The organism is Longispora urticae (genome assembly GCF_053902585.1).
The window spans coordinates 1-14389 of record NZ_JAQZSH010000017.1; the positions used below are offsets into that span (position 1 = coordinate 1).

A 14389-nucleotide genomic window follows, 5' to 3' on the forward strand; every position below is an offset into this window, starting at 1 on the left:
CCGGCCACGCCGGMGGCGCCCCCCGCGCGAAACCGCCGCGCGGGGGACGCCCCTGGGTCGAACCGGATCAGACCAGCTTCACGCCGGCCGTCGCGGCCCACGCCGGGAAGTTGGCCACGCCGTTGTTCGTGACCGTGAACGAGCCGTTGCCGGAGGAGAAGGCCACCGGCACCGACGCCCAGCCGCTGCCGCCCGCGAGGGCGAAGTCGGTCCGGCCGTCGCCGTTGAAGTCGCCCGCGGCCACCTGCACGCCCGCCGTGGCCGCCCACGCCGGGATGTTCGGCACCCCGCTGTTGGTGACGTTGAACGTGCCGTTGCCGTTGGAGAACGCCACCGGCACCGACGCCCAGCCGTTGGCACCGGTGAGCAGGAAGTCCGCCCGACCGTCGCCGTTGATGTCGCCGGCCGCCACCTTCACGCCGGGCGTGGCCGCCCACGCCGGGATGTTCGGCACCCCGCTGTTGGTGACGTTGAACGTGCCGTTGCCGTTGGAGAACGCCACCGGCACCGACGCCCAGCCGTTACCGCCGGTCAGCGCGATGTCGGCCCGGCCGTCACCGTTGAAGTCGCCGGCCACGGCCTTGACGTTGGCCGTCGCCGCCCAGCCGGGGAAGTTCGCCAGGCCGGCGTTGGTGACGTTGAAGGTGCCGTTGCCGTTGGAGAACGCCACCGGCAGCGAGGCCCAGCCGGCGCCGCCGGTCAGAGCCAGGTCGGCGCGGCCGTCGCCGTTGAAGTCGCCCGCGACCAGCTTGACGCCCGGAGTGGCCGCCCAGCCCGGGAAGTTGGCCACACCGGCGTTGGTGACGTTGAACGTGCCGTTGCCGTTGGAGAACGCCACCGGCACCGACGCCCAGCCGGCACCACCGGCGAGGGCGATGTCCGCCCGGCCGTCACCGTTGAAGTCGCCGGAGACCGCCTGCACGCCGGCCGTGGCGGCCCAGGCCGGGAAGTTCGCCACGCCGTTGTTGGTGACGCTGAAGGACCCGGCGCCGTTGCCGAAGGCCACCGGTACGCTCGCCCAGCCCGCGCCGCCGGTCAGGGCCAGGTCGGAGCGGCCGTCGCCGTTGTAGTCCCGGAAGACGGGCGCGGCCACGGTGCACGGGGCGTCCTCGCCGGCCACGTTCACGCCGGCCCACGCCGCCTGCACCGTCTTGTACTCGGTCGAGCACAGCCCGTACAGGTCCGTGGCCGCGGACAGGGTCGCCGCCCGCGAGTCGTTGGTGCCGGCCGCCACGTACTTCGTGGAGCTGGTGAAGTAGAGGTCCATGGCCCGGTACCAGATCTTCTCGGCCTTCGCCCGGCCCAGGCCGGTCACCGGGGACGCGCCCGCGCACAGGGGCGCGGTGGCGCTGCTGCCCTCGGCGAGGAAGTAGTACGCGAGGTTGCCGACGCCGGAGGAGTAGTGCACGTCGATGTTGCCGATGCCGTCGTACCAGCAGTTCTTCGAGGAGCCGTCGAGCTTCGGGTCGTACATCCACCGCAGCGGGTTCCCGTTGCCGAAGATGTTGATCTTCTCGCCGATCAGGTAGTCGCCCGGGTCGCTGGCGTTGCCGGCGTAGTACTCGACCATCGAGCCCCAGATGTCGCTCGCGGACTCGTTGAGCCCACCGGACTCACCCGAGTACGTCAGGCCGCCGGGGATGATGTTCTCCGTGATGCCGTGGCCCATCTCGTGGCCCGCGACGTCGATGGCGACCAGGGGCCGCTGGTTGCTCTGGCCGTCCCCGTAGGTCATGGTCGAGCCGTTCCAGAACGCGTTGATGTAGTTGCTGCCGAAGTGCACCCGGCTCGGCACGCCCGCGCCGTTGCCGAAGATGCCGTTGCGGCCGTGCACGTTCTTGAAGTAGTCGTAGGTCAGCGCCGCGCCGTAGTGCGCGTCCACGCCCGCCGACTGCCGGTTGGACTGGGTGCCGTCGCCCCAGACGTTGTCCGCGTCGGTGAAGGTCGTACACGCGCCGGAGCCCTGGTTCATGTCACACGTGGTGCCGTTGCCGTGCGACGGGTCCACCAGCGAGTACGACGGGGTCGTGTCGACCGTGACCGTGCCCGAGTAGATGCTGTTGCCGGTGCCCGCGACGTTGAGGGCCGGCGCGACGTCACCGGTGCCGGTGCCGACCACACCCGGGCCGAGGGTCTTGACCTCGTCGAAGGAGCCGGTCACCGCGCCGGTGCGCGCGTCGGTCAGGACGTGCAGCACGCTCGGGGTCTGCGCGTGGGTGCCGGTGACCACGGTCTCCCAGGCGAGCCGGCCCGTACCGGAGGTGGCGTCCACGACGAGCCGGGGCGTCCGTACCCCGCTGATGTCGCCCTTGAAGTGCGAGCGGGCGGCGGAGGCCGCCCGGTCGGCCGGGACGGTGGCCTTGGCGGGGACCGCGAGCGGCGCGGTCAGGCCGTTGGTGACGCTGGCCAGGCCGCCGCCGGGCGCGTTGTGCACCACGAAGTCGCCGCCGAGCACGGGCAGGCCGTTGTGGGTGCGGTTGTACCGGACGTGCGAGGCGCCGCCGGGTTCGGTGACCGTGCGGGCCACCGTGTAGGCGTCCCCGGGCGCGGCGTTGATCGCGGCGGGATGAGATCTGATCGAGGACTCGGCGGAGGCGACGGCCTGGTCCTGGAGAGACGGCGGGGCGGCCTGCGCGCTCGTGGACACGGCGGCCAGGAGGCCGGCGACGAGTGCGACAGTGCCGCCCGCGGCGAAGCGTCTGCTCATAGCGACTCACTCTCACTGAGGGATGTGGCGGTTACACCACCCGTACATCCATAACAGTGGATCTTTTGCCGCGTCCGCCCGATGTCCGGTACTTGTCAGTCCAATGTGGTCTGATTCCGTCAGGCGATAAGCCAGCTGCCGCCCAGGACCAGCGCGCCGACCGTGCTGACCAGGAAGAACCCGACCCACACCAGCCCCGGGACCCGGGTGAGGCGGGCCAGCTGGTCGGCGTCGGAATCGGGCGCGCGGCCCCGGCGGCGCATCGCCTGCAGCTCGAACACCGGGCGCACGCCGCCGAGGAGCAGGAACCACGCGAGCAGGTAGCCGAAGACGGCGCGCACGTCGGGCGAGCCGAACCACGACACCGCGAACACGATGCCCATCGTGACCAGGACGGACAGGATGCCGTAGAAGTTCCGGATCATGATCAGGATGCACGGGAGCAGCAGCAGGCTCGTCCACAGCACCGCCGTGGACCGGCCGCCCGCCAGCAGGGCCGCGCCCCCCAGGCCGAGCAGCGAGGGCGTCAGGTAGCCGGCGAGCGCGGTGGACACCATGCCCGGGCCGGTGGGCTTTCCCCTGGTCAGGGTCAGGCCGGAGCTGTCCGAGTGCAGCCGGATGCCCGACAGCCGCCGGCCGGACAGCACCGCGACCAGCGCGTGGCCGCCCTCGTGCGCGATCGTGACGAAGCCGCGGGTCAGCCGCCAGGTCTGCGCGGGCACCACCGCGATGGCGGCCACGAACGCGGCGGCCATGATCAGCACCAGGGTCGGCGGGGGCTGGGCTTCGACCAGACGGGACCACAGGGCAGACAACACGGCAACCGGCCTCGCTCATCCTCGGGGTGAGCTGTCCAGCGTGCCACGCCCGGTCAAGGACGGCGAATGATCAGACCCACCCGACGGGTACGCGGGGCGCGCGGCCCCGTCGCGGCGAGCCATCCCGGCCGCCGTCGGACGCGCCCAGCCGGACCGGGCCCAGGTCGCGGGCAGCCCTGTCCGTCGCCGGCCGGGAGCCGGGCCTGGTCCTCGGCGGGCCGGTCAGGTGGTGGCCGCCTTCGCCGCCGCCTTCATCTTCTTCTTGTGGTCGCGCACCTTCCCGAGGCTCTGCGCGTCGACGATGTCGGCCACCGACCGGTAGCTGCCGGCCGGCCCGAAGTCCCCGGCCGCCGCGCGCCACCCCGTGGGCCGCACCCCGAACTGCTTGCCGAGCAGCGCCGTGAAGATCTGCGCCTTGGCCTTGCCGAAGCCGGGCAGGGTACCGATCCGTTTCACCAGGTCGGCACCGTTGGCGGCGCCGGTCCACACGGAGGCCGGGTCGCCGTCGAAGTCGTCGAGGAGCACCCGGCACAGTTTCTGGGTGCGCTCGGCCATGGCGGCCGGGAAGCGGTGGATCGCGGGCACGGTCGAGAAGATCCGGGCGAAGTCCTCCGGGTCGTGCTCGGCGATCGCCGCGACGTCGAGCCGGGAGGTGCCGAGGCGCCCGGCCAGCACATACGGGCCGATGAACGCCTTTTCGAGTGGAATCTGCTGGTCTAGCAGCATACCGACCAGTAATGAGAGGGGGTCAGTGCGGAGCAGTTCGTCGGCTGCGGGATCCTGTGCGAGAAAGAGCGTGCTCATGGGTCCAGCTTGCCAGGCCCCATAGAATCGGACATACCTTTTCATACCCGAAAATTGAGGTACGTAGTGTCGCGCCCCGCACTCCTCGCCGGCCTGTCCGGCTGGCTCCCGCCGACCGTGGTGGACAACGCCGAGATCCTGCGACACCTCGACAGCACCGAGCAGTGGATCACCCAGCGCACGGGCATCCACCGCCGGTACCGCGCCGAGCCGGGCACCGCGACCTCCGACCTGGCGATCCGGGCCGCCGCTCCCCTGGTCGCCGCCGCGCGCGGCCCGATCGACGCGGTCGTGGTCGCCACCATGACCCCGGACCGGCTCTGCCCCGCCACCGCGCCGGTGGTCGCCGCCGGGCTCGGCCTGTCCGGCGCGGCGGCCTGGGACGTGGCCAACGCCTGCACCGGCTTCGTGTACGGGCTGGCCACGGTCACCGCGATGATCTCGGCCGGCGTCCTCGACCGGGTGCTGCTGATCGGCGCGGAGACCATGTCGGCCGTCCTGGACCGCTCGGACCGGGGCACGGCCATGATCTTCGGCGACGGCGCGGGCGCGGCGCTCCTGGAGGCCGGCCGGCCCGGGGACGCGCCCAGCTTCGGCCCGTTCGACCTGGGCTCCGACGGCACCCGGCCCGGCCTGGTCGCGATCCCGGCGGGCGGCTCGCTCGACCCGGACGGCGAGGACCGGTGCATCCGGATGGAGGGGCCCTCGGTCTACCGGAGCGCCGTGGAGAAGATGACCGACTCCTCACAGCTGGCCGTCAAGGCCGCCGACTGGACGCTGGCCGACGTCGACTGGTTCGTCGCGCACCAGGCCAACGCCCGGATCCTCGACGCGGTCGCCGACCGGCTGGACATCCCGCCGGCGCGGCGGTTCGTCAACGTGGACCGGGTGGGCAACACGTCGGGGGCGTCGGTGCCGCTGGCGTTGGCGGACCTCGCGACGAGCCGGCGGGCCCGGGCCGGGGACAAGGTGCTGATCACGTCGTTCGGGGCGGGGCTGACGTGGGCGTCGACGACGCTGACGTGGCCCGAGGGTCTGTGACCTCCGGCGGCGGGTGACCGACCGTCCGGAGCACCCCGCCGCCGACAGGTCGCCGCGCCCGGACGGAACGGCGACCCGTGCGCCTACGCGAAGACCTCGTCGCGTTTCGGGTCCTCCCCGTAGATGTTCGGGTGGCGCTCACCGTCCAGCGCGAGCAGGACGATGACCACGATGCCGACGAACGGCACGAGGGCGAGGAGCACCCACCATCCGGACCTGCCCGTGTCGTGCAGCCGCCGGACGGTCACCGCGAGGGCCGGCAGGAACGTGGGCAGGACGTAGGCGTAGTACGGGAGGTCCGAGCCGATGTTCGCGCCGAGCACCGACAGCGCCAGAGCGATGACGGTGTGGATCAGGGTGAACATCCAGTATTCCTTGCGCCGCGCTCGCCCGCTGAAGCCGACATAGTTCCTGATCACTGCGAGGTACCAGTTCACTGTGCTCCTCCGGGGGACCCGCGCCCCGTGACGGGCGCACCCAGGAGTCTAATGTAGAGAGTCGGGGCTCACCGGCCCCGCGGAGTGTCCGGTATGCGTCCGGACGACCGGCGCGGACGGAACAGCACCGCCGCCCGGGTCAGGTCGTCGGGGCGTTCTCCGGGAAGTGGCAGGCGACCCGGTGTCCGGGGGCGAGTTCGACCAGCGGGGGCTCGACGGTGCGGCAGATGTCCTGGACCTTCCAGCACCGGGTGTGGAACCGGCAGGCCGGCGGCGGGTCCAGTGGGGACGGCGGGTCGCCGCCGAGCAGGATGCGCTCGCGGCGTTGCCGGTGCTTGGCGGCGGCCACCGGCACGGCCGACATCAGGGCGACGGTGTAGGGGTGCATGGGCGCGTCGTACAGGCCCTGGCGCGGGCCGAGTTCCACGATCTTGCCGAGGTACATGACGGCCACCCGGTCGCTGATGTGCCGGACCACGGACAGGTCGTGCGCGATGACCAGGTAGGTCAGGCCGAGTTCGTCCTGGAGGTCCTCCAGCAGGTTGACGACCTGGGCCTGGATGGACACGTCGAGCGCGGACACCGGCTCGTCGGCGACGATGAGCTTGGGCCGCAGCGCGAGGGTGCGGGCGATGCCGATCCGTTGGCGCTGGCCGCCGGAGAACTCGTGCGGGTAGCGGTTGTAGTGCTCGGGGCTGAGGCCGACGAGTTCGAGGATCTCCTGGACGGCGCGCTTGGTGCCGTGTTCGGTGGCGATGCCCTGGATCCTGAACGGCGCGCCGACGATGGTGCCGACGGTGTGCCGGGGGTTCAGCGAGGAGTACGGGTCCTGGAAGATCATCTGGATGTCGCGCCGCCGGGGCCGCATCGCCGCGGCCGACAGGTGGGTGATGTCGTGGCCGTCGAACACGATCCGCCCGGCATTGGGTTCGAGCAGCCGGACCAGGAGCCGGCCGGTGGTGGTCTTCCCGCAGCCGGACTCGCCGACCAGGCCGAGGGTCTCGCCGGTGTGGACGGTGAAGTCGAGCCCGTCGACGGCCCGGACGGCGCCGACCTTGCGCCGCCAGAGCGCCCCGTGGGTGACGGGGAAGTGTTTGGTCAGGCCGGTGACCTCCAGCAGTGCGGTCATCGCCCCTCCAGCCTCGGTCGGATGTCGTCGGTGAAGATGCCGCGCCGCACCCCGGGTGGCAGGTGGCAGGCGACCTGGTGGCCCTCGCCCACGTTCTCCAGCTCGGGGGTCTCGGTCTCGCTCAGCCCCTCGTTGGCGACCGCGTACCTGCAGCGGGGATGGAACGCGCACCCCGCCGGCAGGTTGATCATGCTGGGCGGGGTGCCGGGGATCTGGGCGAGCCGCGCGGTGGGCTCGACGTCGAGGCGGGGCACGGAGCCGAGCAGGCCCCAGGTGTAGGGGTGCTCGGCCTTCTCGAACAGGTCCCCGGAGGACGCGTGCTCGACGGCCCGGCCGGCGTACATCACGAGGATGTCGTCGGCGAGTTCGGCGACGACGCCCAGGTCGTGGGTGATGACGATGACGGCGGTGTCGAAGTCGCGTTGCAGGTCGCGGATCAGGTCGAGGATCTGGGCCTGCACGGTGACGTCGAGGGCGGTGGTCGGCTCGTCGGCGATCAGGAGGTCGGGGTCACAGCTCAGCGCCATCGCGATCATGGCCCGTTGCCGCATGCCGCCGGAGAACTGGTGCGGGTAGTCGTCGACGCGTTTGTCGGGGCGCGGGATGCCGACCCGGCCGAGCATGTCGACGGCGTGCTTGCGGGCGACGGACCGGGACACGTCGTTGTGCACCTGGTAGGCCTCCACGATCTGCCGGCCGACCGTGTAGAAGGGGTGCATGGCCGACAGCGGGTCCTGGAAGATCATGGCCATCCGCTTGCCGCGCAGCCGGCGCACCCGGTCGGGGCTGGACGTGACGAGGTCGAGGCCGTCCAGCCGGATCGCGCCGGTGATGACGGGCCGCCCCGTCTTCAGCAGGCCCATGATGGCCATGCTGGTCACGCTCTTGCCGGAGCCCGACTCCCCCACGATCCCGAGGGTCCTGCCGCGTTCGAGGGCGAAGGACAGCCCGCCGACGGAACGCACCAGCCCGTCGTCGGTCGGGAAGGTCACGTGCAGGTCGTCGACCTCGAGAAACGCCATCACAGCCTCACTCTCGGGTCGGCGACGGCGTACAGGATGTCGACCGTCAGGTTGGCCAGCACGATGAAGAGGGCGGCGATCATGGTCACGCCGAGTACCTGGGGCAGGTCGTTGTTGTTGATCGCGTCGATCGCGTACCGGCCGATGCCGGGCAGCGAGTAGGTGCTCTCGGTGAGGACCGCCCCGCCGAGCAGCAGGCCGATGTCCAGGCCGAACACGGTCAGGATCGGGGTGAGGGTGGCCCGCAGCGCGTGCCGGGTGACGACGACCGGTTCGGTGAGGCCCTTGGCCCGGGCGGTGCGGATGAAGTCCTCCCCCATCGTCTCCAGCATGCCGGCGCGGGTCAGGCGGGCGTAGAGGGCGGCGTACAGGAAGGCCAGGGTCACCCAGGGCAGCAGGAGGTTGTCGGCCCATTCCAGGGGGTTGTCCGTGAACGGGACGTAGTTCACCCCGCTGGGCCGGAACAGGGCCAGGGACAGCAGGCCGGTGAAGAAGATGGGTAACGAGACCCCGGCCAGGGCGGTGAACATCGCCGCCCGGTCGAAGAAGGTGCCCTTGCGCAGGGCGGACAGCACCCCGATGGCGACCCCGGCGACCAGCCACAGGATCGAGGCGCCGAGCGCGAGGGACGCGGTCACGCCGATCCGGTCCACCAGGTCGGGCCAGACCGGGCGCTGGGTCTTGAAGGAGTAGCCGAAGCAGGGCGGCGGGCAGTACTCCCTGGTCGCCCCGAACGTGAACTCCCGGCCGGCGACGAGCCCCTTGACGAACTGTCCGTACTGGACCACCAGCGGCTTGTCGAGCCCCAGCTTCACCTTGGTGGCCTCGATCTCGGCGGGACTGGGGTCCTTGCCGACGTACTGGGCGGCCAACTGGTCCACGGTCTGCCCGGCCAGCCGGGGCACGACGAAGAAGATCGCGAACGTGACGATGCTGGTGATCACCAGCAGCATGATCGCGCCGAGAAACCGCCGGACCAGGAAACCGCCCATGGGCTCCGCCCGGGGCAGCGCCCCGGGCGTTCACCTCCCCGTCTACTGCTTGCCGAGCAGGGTGTAGTTGTACATGCCGTAGGAGTAGTCGATGACCACGTTCGTCATCGCCGGGTTGCGGTAGAGCAGACCCTTGCCGTAGAGGAACGGCACCACGGAGGCGCGTTCCATCGCGGCCTTGTCGATCTGGCCGTAGATGGCCTCGCGCTCCTTGGCGTCGGTGCTGCCGGCGGCCTTGTCGAACAGGGCGTTGATCGCCGGGTCGTCCATCTCCTGGACGTTGGTGTTGCCCTGGGCCTTGATGGTGCGACCGTCGACGAGCTGCTGGAGGAACCCGAAGCCGGTCGGCCAGTCGGCCTGCCAGCCGTGGAAGGCGATCCCGATGTTGTTGGTCTTCATGTACTCGGGCGCGCCCGCGAACCGGGTGAAGTACTGCCCGGCGGGCACGGACTTGATCTCGGCCTTGATGTTGACCTTGCTGAGGGCCTGTTGCAGCGCCTCACCGGCGGCGACCTCCTTGGGCCGGTCCGCGCGGAGCAGGATCGAGGTGGAGAAGCCGTCCGGCTTGCCGCACGCCGTCAGGGCCGCCTTGGCCTTGGTGACGTCGCCCTTGTTGTCGGGCGTGGCGTACAGGTCGAACTTCTGGTAACCGACGATGGTCGGCGGGAGCATCGTGGTGGCGACGTCGCCGCCGGCGACCGGGCCGCCGTACGCGGTCTGCAGGGACACCTTGTCGGTGGCGTACTGCACGGCCTTGCGGCACTCGATGTTGTCGAACGGCGCGACCTTCTCGTCCATCACGAAGAACCACAGCCGACCGGTGAACGTGTTGTCCGAGTTGGCCTTGAGCTTCGGGTCGGACAGGATCTTCGACTGGGCGGCGGCCTGCACCCCGGAGCCGGCGACGTCGGCGTCGAGCGAGCCGGCGAGCAGCCGGTTGTCGATGTCCTCGGCGCTGGTCTTGAGCTTCACGTCGATCCTGTCGACGAGCTGCCTGCGGTTCGGGTCGCCGGTGTCCCAGTTGGGGTTCCTGCTGAGCACGAACTGCTTGCCCGGCTCGTAGGAGTCGACCTTGTAGGAGCCGGTCGACAGCGGGTGCTCCTGGTACTTGGCCCCGGTGTCCTTCGCCTGCGGCACCGGCATCGTCTGCGGCGCGGACACCAGGAAGTCGAAGTCGCCGAACGGGGCCTTGAGCTTGAAGACGACCGTCGAGTCGTCCGGCGTCTGGATGCCGGTGAACGCGTCGAGGTCCGGGTTCTTGTACGGGCCCTGGTATCCGGGCGCGTCGAGGAGTTCGACGAAGTATGAGGGGCCGTTGGGCAGGACGTCGCGGGCGTAGGTGCGCGCGACCGCGTTCTTGACGTCCTTGGCGGTGACGACCGTGCCGTCCTCGTACTTCACGTTGGGCTTGAGTTTGTAGGTGACCGTCTTCCCGCCGTCGGACACCGCGCCGAGGCCGGTGGCCAGGTCGGGCACCAGTTCCAGGCCGGCCTTGCCCGCCGCGGGCTTGAACATGGTCAGCGACCGGCCGTACAGCCGGGCGAAGTTCCACGAGAACGCGTAGTAGGTGTTGCCGGGGTCGATGGAGTCCCAGTCGTCGGACAGGGCCAGGTTGAGCGTGCCGCCCGTCTTGTCCGACGTGTTGACTATCTTGGAGTCCGCGGCGTTGAACTCCGCGGTACCGGTCTTGGAGTCCTTGTCGTCGCCGCCGCTACAGGCCGAGATCCCGAGGGCCAGTACCACCCCGACGACCAGTGTCTTCCTTCTCATCTTCTCGCCACCCCCTCGGGTGTGGTCAGCGCGCCCGTGGGTCGAGCGCGTCCCTGAGCCCGTCGCCGAGCAGGTTGAAGGCCATCACCGTGAGGAAGATGGCCAGGCCGGGCACGACCATGTACATGGGTGCCACGGAGTAGAAGGGCACGGCGTCGGCGAGCATCTTGCCCCAGGAGGGGGTGGGGGGCCGGATGCCGACGCCGAGGAACGACAGCGCCGCCTCGAACAGGATGTTGGTGGGGATCATCAGGGTCGCGTAGACCAGCACCGGGGCGACGAGGTTCGGCAGCAGCTCGCGGAACACGACGTGGAAGCCGCGTGCGCCGAGGCTGCGGGAAGCGTCCACGAACTCGCGTTCCCGCAGCGACAGGGTCTGGCCCCGGATGATCCGGCCGACGTAGGGCCAGTTGAAGAAGCCGATGATGAAGACGAGTACCGCGATCCGCAGCGTGTTGCCGCTCATGCCGAAGGCCTTGTCGGGGATGACCCCGGCGAGCGCGAGGGCGAACAGCAGCAGCGGGAAGGCGAGGAACACGTCCATGGTCCGGCTGATCAGGGTGTCGACCCAGCCGCCCATGTAGCCGGCGATGACGCCGAGCACCGTGCCGAGGGTGACGGACAGCAGGGTGGCCAGGAAGCCGATCAGCAGGGAGATCTGCGCGCCGTAGAGGATCCGGGCGAACACGTCGCGCCCGCTGCGCGGTTCCACGCCCAGCGGGTGGTCCCAGCTGAACCCGGCGAACACCCCGTCGCCCTTGGGTTTGCTGAATGTCGGGTCCACCAGGTCCTGGTGGAAGTCCGTGGGCGACCCGCCGGTGATCTTCGTGAGGAGCGGGGCGAACACGGCGGCGAGGACCAGCACCACGATCACGACGGCCCCGCCGAGCGCGAGGCGGTCACGCCTCAACCGGGTCCAGGCGATCTGTCCCAGCGAGCGGCCTTCGATCGCCGTCGTTACCACACCCTGAAGCGTAAATCGGCTTTACACCACAAAAACGCAAAAGGCGAAAAATCCTTCGACGGGTACGCCTACAGCGCGACCGCCAGCCGGGTCGCCTGGTCGATGGCCCGCTTGGCGTCCAGCTCGGCCGCGACGTCCGCCCCGCCGACGAGGTGCACGGGCACGCCGGCCGCGACCAGCCCGTCGTGCAGGTCCCGGCGCGGTTCCTGGCCGGCGCAGACCACGACGGTGTCCACCGCCAGTACCCGGCTGGTGCCGTCGACCGTGACGTGCAGGCCCTCGTCGTCGATCCGGTCGTAGCTCGCCCCGCTGATCATCTCGACGCCCTTGTGCGTGAGCGCCGCCCGGTGCACCCAGCCGGAGGTCTTGCCCAGGCCCGCGCCGACCCGGGTGGTCTTGCGCTGCACCAGGTACACCTGGCGGGGCGACGGGGTGTCCACCCGCTCGGCGAGCCCGCCCCGGGGGCCCTCGTCGGTGCTGACGCCCCACTCGGCGCGCCAGGCGGCCGGGTCCAGGGTCACCGACTCGGGGTGGACGAGGAAGCTGCTCACGTCGAAGCCGATCCCGCCCGCGCCGATCACGGCGACCCGGGGCCCGACGGGCGCGCCCGTGATGACGTCCACGTAGGACAGCACCTTCGGGTGGTCCACGCCCGGGATGGCCGGGGTGCGCGGGGAGACGCCGGTGGCGAGCAGGACCGCGTCGTACCCCTCCGCGACCAGGTCCTCGGTCGTCGCCCGCGTGCCGAGTTTCGTCCGGACGCCGGCCAGCTCGATCCGGCGGGCGAAGTACCGCAGGGTCTCGTGGAACTCCTCCTTGCCCGGGATCCGCTTGGCCAGGTTGAACTGGCCGCCGATCTCGCCGGCCGCCTCGATCAGGTCCACGGCGTGGCCGCGCTCGGCGAGGGTGCTCGCGGCGGCCAGCCCCGCCGGGCCCGCCCCGATCACGGCGAACTTCTTCCTCCGCACGGTCGGCACCGGCAGGTACGCCGCCTCCGTCTCCCGCCCGGCCCGGGGGTTGACCAGGCACGTCACGGTCTTCCGCTGGAACGTGTGGTCCAGGCACGCCTGGTTGCAGGCGATGCACGTGTTGATCTCGTCGGCCCGGTCGCCGGCGGCCTTGTTCACCCAGTCGGGGTCGGCGAGCAGCGGCCGGGCCATCGACACCAGGTCGGCCTCGCCGCGTTCGAGGATGCCCTCGGCGACGTCGGGCATGTTGATCCGGTTCGACGCGACCAGCGGGATGCCGACGTGCGGCTTCAGGCGGCCGGTGGTCCACGCGAACGCCGCCCGGGGCACCGAGGTCACGATGGTCGGCACCCGGGCCTCGTGCCAGCCGATCCCGGTGTTGAGCAGGGTCGCACCGGCGGCCTCCAGCTCCACGGCCAGGTCGACGACCTCGGACCAGTCCTGGCCGTTGGCGACCAGGTCGAGCAGGCTCAGCCGGTACATGAGCACGAAGTCGGGGCCGACGGCCTCCCGGGTGCGCCGGACGATCTCCACGGGCAGGCGGCGGCGGTTCTCCGCGGACCCGCCCCATTTGTCGGTGCGCCGGTTCGTCCGGGGGGCGAGGAACTGGTTGATCAGGTAGCCCTCCGAGCCCATGATCTCCACGCCGTCGTACCCGGCCCGCCGGGCGAGTCTCGCGGCCCGCACGAACGCGTCGACCTGCCGTTCCACTCCCCGGGTGCTCAGGGCCCGGGGCTTGAACGGGGTGATCGGGGACTTCACGGCCGACGCCGACACGCTCAGCGGGTGGTACGCGTACCGGCCCGCGTGCAGGATCTGGAGCAGGATCCGGCCGCCCCCGGCGTGCACGGCGTCCGTGACCGTCCGGTGCCGGTCGGCCGCCCGGCCGCTGGCCATCGTGCCGGCGAAGGGCAGCAGCCAGCCCTCCCAGTTCGGCGCGTACCCGCCCGTGACGATCAGGCCCACGCCGCCGGCCGCGCGCTCGGCGAAGTACGCGGCGAGTTTGGGCAGGTCACGGGCGCGGTCCTCCAGGCCGGTGTGCATGGAGCCCATGACCACGCGGTTGGGGAGGGTGACCGGGCCCAGGTCGAGGGGGGCCAGCAGCCGGGGGTAGGGGCTGGCGGCGTTCGGGCGCGCAGGCTCGGTCATGACAACTCTCCCAGTTCGGTGAGGACCTCTTCGCACCAGGCGAGCCAGCCCTGCTCGTAGCGGATGCCGGCGCGCAGCACGAGGTGCTGGAGCCGGCGGGGGGTGTCGAGGGTCTCCCCGGCGGGGAAGTCGCGCTCCTCGAACTCCCGGTACAGCGCGAGGCGGGCGGCGTGCGCGTCGCGGTGCCCGGTCACGTCGGCGAGCAGGGCCGCCGGGTCGTCGAACGCCGCGCCGCGCAGCTTCACACCCAGGTCGGAGCGGTGCTGCTCGGGCTCGCTCGGCTCGCGCATCCACGCGCCGAGGGCCGCGCGGCCGGCGTCGGTCACGGTGTAGACCTTCGTGACCCGGTGCGCCTCGTCGGGCACCTCGGTGAGGTCGACCCAGCCGTCGGCGGCCATCCGGTGCAGGGTGCGGTAGATCTGCTGGTGGGAGGCCGCCCAGAAGAAGCCGATGGAACGGTCGAAGCGGCGCGCCAGCTCGTAGCCCGTGCCGGGCTTCTCCAGCAGCGAGACGACGATCGCGTGTTCCAGGGCCATGCCACCCAGTATCGTATGCAACTAGTTGCAGTGCAACCCGTTGCAGTCGGCC

At 71.0% G+C, this 14389-nt stretch carries 12 protein-coding genes; 1 reads left to right on the forward strand and 11 read right to left on the reverse strand.

Going from position 1 to position 14389, the window contains the following annotated elements:
- Positions 1-67: 67 nt before the first annotated feature.
- The 3 genes from PT931_RS08210 to PT931_RS08220 all read right to left on the reverse strand — a co-directional run bounded on the left by PT931_RS08210 (position 68) and on the right by PT931_RS08220 (position 4329).
- On the reverse strand, positions 68-2707 hold the full coding sequence (locus PT931_RS08210; RefSeq protein WP_456245079.1) for a M4 family metallopeptidase: 2640 nt from the start codon (positions 2705-2707) through the stop codon (positions 68-70).
- 119 nt (positions 2708-2826) lie between these two features.
- Complete coding sequence (locus tag PT931_RS08215; protein WP_456245111.1) at positions 2827-3462, reverse strand: M50 family metallopeptidase; 636 nt, start codon at positions 3460-3462, stop codon at positions 2827-2829.
- A 285-nt stretch (positions 3463-3747) separates the two neighbouring features.
- Complete coding sequence (locus PT931_RS08220) at positions 3748-4329, reverse strand: HhH-GPD-type base excision DNA repair protein (RefSeq protein WP_456245080.1); 582 nt, start codon at positions 4327-4329, stop codon at positions 3748-3750.
- 54 nt (positions 4330-4383) lie between these two features.
- Here PT931_RS08220 and PT931_RS08225 point away from each other — a divergent pair, with 54 nt between their 5' ends.
- On the forward strand, positions 4384-5370 hold the full coding sequence (locus tag PT931_RS08225; RefSeq protein WP_456245081.1) for a beta-ketoacyl-ACP synthase III: 987 nt from the start codon (positions 4384-4386) through the stop codon (positions 5368-5370).
- An 83-nt stretch (positions 5371-5453) separates the two neighbouring features.
- Here the strand turns inward: PT931_RS08225 and PT931_RS08230 are convergent, their stop codons facing one another.
- From PT931_RS08230 to PT931_RS08265, 8 genes are all read right to left on the reverse strand, one after another.
- Complete coding sequence (locus PT931_RS08230) at positions 5454-5807, reverse strand: DUF805 domain-containing protein (protein ID WP_456245082.1); 354 nt, start codon at positions 5805-5807, stop codon at positions 5454-5456.
- Positions 5808-5946: 139 nt separating this feature from the next.
- Complete coding sequence (locus PT931_RS08235; RefSeq protein ID WP_456245083.1) at positions 5947-6936, reverse strand: ABC transporter ATP-binding protein; 990 nt, start codon at positions 6934-6936, stop codon at positions 5947-5949.
- Positions 6933-7958, reverse strand: a complete 1026-nt coding sequence (locus PT931_RS08240) for an ABC transporter ATP-binding protein (protein WP_456245084.1) — start codon at positions 7956-7958, stop codon at positions 6933-6935. The genes PT931_RS08235 and PT931_RS08240 overlap by 4 nt, the downstream gene beginning before the upstream one ends.
- Positions 7958-8950: an ABC transporter permease gene (locus tag PT931_RS08245; RefSeq protein WP_456245085.1), complete on the reverse strand. Its 993-nt coding sequence runs from the start codon at positions 8948-8950 to the stop codon at positions 7958-7960. Before PT931_RS08245 ends, PT931_RS08240 begins: the two co-directional genes overlap by 1 nt.
- Before the next feature lie 42 nt (positions 8951-8992).
- Positions 8993-10720: an ABC transporter substrate-binding protein gene (locus PT931_RS08250; protein ID WP_456245086.1), complete on the reverse strand. Its 1728-nt coding sequence runs from the start codon at positions 10718-10720 to the stop codon at positions 8993-8995.
- Between the two features lie 25 nt (positions 10721-10745).
- The gene (locus tag PT931_RS08255) at positions 10746-11684 is read right to left on the reverse strand and encodes an ABC transporter permease (protein WP_456245087.1); all 939 of its coding nucleotides are present in this window, start codon (positions 11682-11684) and stop codon (positions 10746-10748) included.
- Positions 11685-11752: 68 nt separating this feature from the next.
- Entirely contained in the window at positions 11753-13801 is a 2049-nt protein-coding gene (locus PT931_RS08260) for an oxidoreductase (RefSeq protein ID WP_456245088.1), read from the reverse strand.
- On the reverse strand, positions 13798-14337 hold the full coding sequence (locus tag PT931_RS08265) for a PadR family transcriptional regulator (RefSeq protein ID WP_456245089.1): 540 nt from the start codon (positions 14335-14337) through the stop codon (positions 13798-13800). Before PT931_RS08265 ends, PT931_RS08260 begins: the two co-directional genes overlap by 4 nt.
- Positions 14338-14389: the final 52 nt, after the last annotated feature.